The 3,261-nt window shown below is 63.9% G+C and carries 3 protein-coding genes and 1 pseudogene; 2 read left to right on the top strand and 2 right to left on the bottom strand.

Going from position 1 to position 3,261, the window contains the following annotated elements; all coding sequences use genetic code 11:
- Positions 1–749: HAD-IC family P-type ATPase (locus tag AHiyo1_RS12345; protein ID WP_113990651.1), on the top strand; the 749-nt coding region annotated here is incomplete at its 5' end.
- Between the two features lie 9 nt (positions 750–758).
- A complete protein-coding gene (kdpC, locus tag AHiyo1_RS12340) occupies positions 759–1,367 on the top strand; it encodes a K(+)-transporting ATPase subunit C (RefSeq protein ID WP_059388763.1) in 609 nt (202 codons plus the stop codon).
- Between the two features lie 51 nt (positions 1,368–1,418).
- On the opposite strand, the gene AHiyo1_RS12335 is transcribed toward kdpC, so the two are convergent.
- Together AHiyo1_RS12335 and AHiyo1_RS12330 are read right to left on the bottom strand one after the other, a co-directional pair.
- Positions 1,419–2,072, bottom strand: a complete 654-nt coding sequence (locus tag AHiyo1_RS12335; RefSeq protein ID WP_148667552.1) for a hypothetical protein — start codon at positions 2,070–2,072, stop codon at positions 1,419–1,421.
- A pseudogene (locus tag AHiyo1_RS12330) lies at positions 2,056–3,261 on the bottom strand (hypothetical protein); the annotation flags it as partial. The gene AHiyo1_RS12335 and the pseudogene AHiyo1_RS12330, both read right to left, overlap by 17 nt.

Here is a 3,261-nt window from a genome sequence, read left to right as displayed (position 1 = left end):
GGCGGAGCCGGGTCCTCGGCACGATCCACCTCGCCGACGTGGTCAAGCCGGGCATGCATGCCCGCTTTGCCGAACTACGCCGGATGGGCATCCGGACGGTGATGATCACGGGTGACAACCCCATCACGGCCAAGGCAATCGCTGCAGAGGCAGGCGTCGACGATTTCGTCGCCGAGGCCACTCCGGAGGACAAACTCGCTGTCATCAAGGAAGAACAGGCGCACGGCCGGCTGGTGGCCATGACGGGCGACGGCACCAACGATGCCCCCGCGCTGGCAGCGGCGGATGTCGGCGTCGCCATGAATTCGGGTACTCCGGCTGCCAAGGAAGCTGCCAACATGGTGGATCTGGACTCGGATCCCACCAAACTCATCAACATCGTGGGCATCGGCAAACAGTTGCTCATCACCCGCGGCGCCTTGACCACGTTCTCGGTCGCCAACGACGTGGCGAAGTACTTCGCAATCGTGCCAGCCCTGTTCACAGGCGCCTTTCCCGGACTCGGGCTCTTGAACATCATGGGCCTGGCCTCGCCGTCCTCGGCCATCCTCTCCGCGGTGATCTTCAACGCGTTGATCATCATTGCCCTGGTTCCGCTCGCCTTGCGGGGCGTCAAGTACCGCGCTGTCTCGGCAAACCAAGCACTGGCCCGGAACCTGGCCATTTATGGCCTCGGCGGTCTTGTGGCTCCCTTCATCGGGATCAAGCTCATCGACCTGCTCATTTCCCTCATCCCCGGCATCGGCTAGGAGACAACCATGAACACCCTTCCCGGTTATTTTCGGCAAGCAGGAACGGCACTTCGGTTCCTGCTCCTGGCCACCGTGGTCCTTGGATTGATCTACCCATTGGCGATTTTCGGTATCGGCCAGGCCGTTGCGCCTTTCCAGGCCAATGGCTCCATCGTGAAAGACGCGGCAGGTAAGCCCGCCGCTTCTGCCCTGATCGCGCAAGTCTCTGCCAACGACGCCGGCACCCAGAACCCGCTGTGGTTCCACGCCCGCCCCTCGGCGGCCAAGTGGGACCCGGGGGCATCCACTGCCAGCAACCTGGGACCCAACGATCCCAAACTGCTCGACGCCGTCAAAGCCAACCGTGCCGCCGTTGCCGCTGCGGAAGGTGTCAAGGAGTCCGACGTCCCCGCGGACGCCGTGACGGCGAGCGGTTCAGGGCTGGACCCGCAGATCTCGGTTGCCTACGCCCGCCTCCAAGTGCCCAGGGTGGCAAAGGCGCACGGACTGAGTCCCGAGACGGTGCAGGCCATGGTTGACCGCCGAACCGTCACCGGACTTGAGGCCTTCCTTGGGCAGCCGTCCGTCAACGTCACCGAGCTGAACCTGGACGTGGCGGCAGTTGCAGCCAAATAAAGGAAACCAATTAAAGGAAACCGGCCATGTGAAGTGGCTGGCCGTCCCGCGTCAGGGAGCTTGCAGTAGCGAGGTGAGTTTGTCCTGGGACTGTTCGACCGGCGGTGCTTGGACAGGGACGGCCAGCGTGATCCTCGTGATGACGTTCTTCGAAGCTGATTCAAGGACGTACTCGGTACTCGAGGACAACTGGTTCCGCGCGTACCAAGCCCGTTCGCCTGCGCCGTCGACGGACTTGGGGGACATCATGAGCCGAGGCAGTTCCACTTTGCCCAAGGCAGCCGTGTCCGGGTACACGGTTGTGGAAATGGTCAGGGCGTTGCCCGGATCCGGATCCTGTCCGTTGGGCACACCCACCAAGCTGAAAGTGCAACTCGTTTCTTTTACGCCTTGGGTTTCCGTGACTGATTGCACACCCTGCTGGATCTGCGCGGCAATGGCTCCAAGCTTTTGCCGGATCTCGTCTGTGCCAGGCACTTTGCAGGCCTGCGCGTCGGGGGTCCCGATGATCCTGCCGTCCATGGCCGTGGTGCCCGGGGAGGCCGTGGCATCGGTTTTTGGAGAGGCCGGGGCGCTGGCTGGTGCCGGGCTCGCCGCTGAGCCACTTGGCTCCGGGCCGCCCTGGCAAGCAGTCAGCAAGAGCCCGGCCAGGGCAACGGACAGTGGCACCGCCCAGGTGCGGACGCTCCTACCAGAAGATTTCATAGCCTACTCCCATCACAATCCGGTCCCCGGCCTGGGCGGTGTGCATGAACTGCAGCAAGTCCGGATCGTTGAACGCGAGGCAACCCCAGGTGGGTTTGTTGTTGCCGTGCATGAAGATCGCGAATCCGGCGTTCATGATGATTGGCGAGTCCGGTGGCCGGTTGTAATTGATGACCACTCCCTGACGATAATCGTGCGTTGGCCGGGTCGCGAAGTACCACATGTTCTCGTCCGGGAAGATGTCCGAGCTGGATTCGAAGTACTGATTGTAGTTCGCATTGAGCCTGCCGCCCCAGCGCGAGAACTGGTTCAGCGTCCGGTAGGACAGGGCCGTTCCCGGGTTGCCGAGGCCGAACGCTTCGGTCACCGTGAACGAACCAGTGGGCGAGAACGCCTGCCAAGTGGGGCCGGTTGCCACGCCGGGACCGGCGAACCCCGACTCCCCGGCGGAGCCGATCGCGCCCCACTCCTTCACGTACTGCCCGTCACCGGGCCTGCGGACGCAGGTGATCATCGATACCTGGGTTGCCCGGTACGCGTCCGCTACCGCCAGGGACACCCTTTGCGCCCCGTTAGTCGGGTACTTCACGGCGCCGGAGTTCAAAGCGGGGCAGTACCCTGCGGTGGAGATCGTGTACCTGACACCTCCACCGTTGATCCACTGAAGCTGTCCGAACTGGAAGCTCTGGCTGCAGTTCCCGGCCCCGTCGCAGGCTTCGCCCGTGACGGGGTACCCGATGACGCCGTCCTGGGAATGGCGGGAGTCGTAGAAACTGCCAAGGCCACCCCAAACCGGCTGGGTTCCGGCGCCTATCGCAAAGTAGATCTTGCCCCGCGTGAACTGTTGCGAGCAGCCGCCGAACCGCAGGCCGCACTGCTCGTCACCGTGCGGGGCTCCGAGGTAGCCGCTGAGGCCGCCCAAGGACTGGTAGCGGCCACTGATGGCGCCCACAACGGAGAACGTCCCGTATCCCGGGACGAAGTAGATGGATCCGCGTTGGAATTGCTGCCGGCACGCCCCTCCAGGCAGTCCGCATTGCTCGTCGCTGCTCGGGTACCCCAGACTGCCCGTGTCTGCGGACAGCTGTTGGTAGCGGCCGTTGATCGCGCCCCAAACTGCGAACGTCCCGTATCCCGGGACGAAGTAGATCCACCCCTCTGGAATTGCTGCCGGCACGCCCCTCCGGGG

It is taken from the genome of Arthrobacter sp. Hiyo1 (genome assembly GCF_001263615.2).
Classification (GTDB): Bacteria; Actinomycetota; Actinomycetes; order Actinomycetales; family Micrococcaceae; genus Arthrobacter.
The sequence above is the reverse complement of the archived record's forward strand: the minus strand, read 5'-3'. Positions and strand labels throughout refer to the sequence as shown.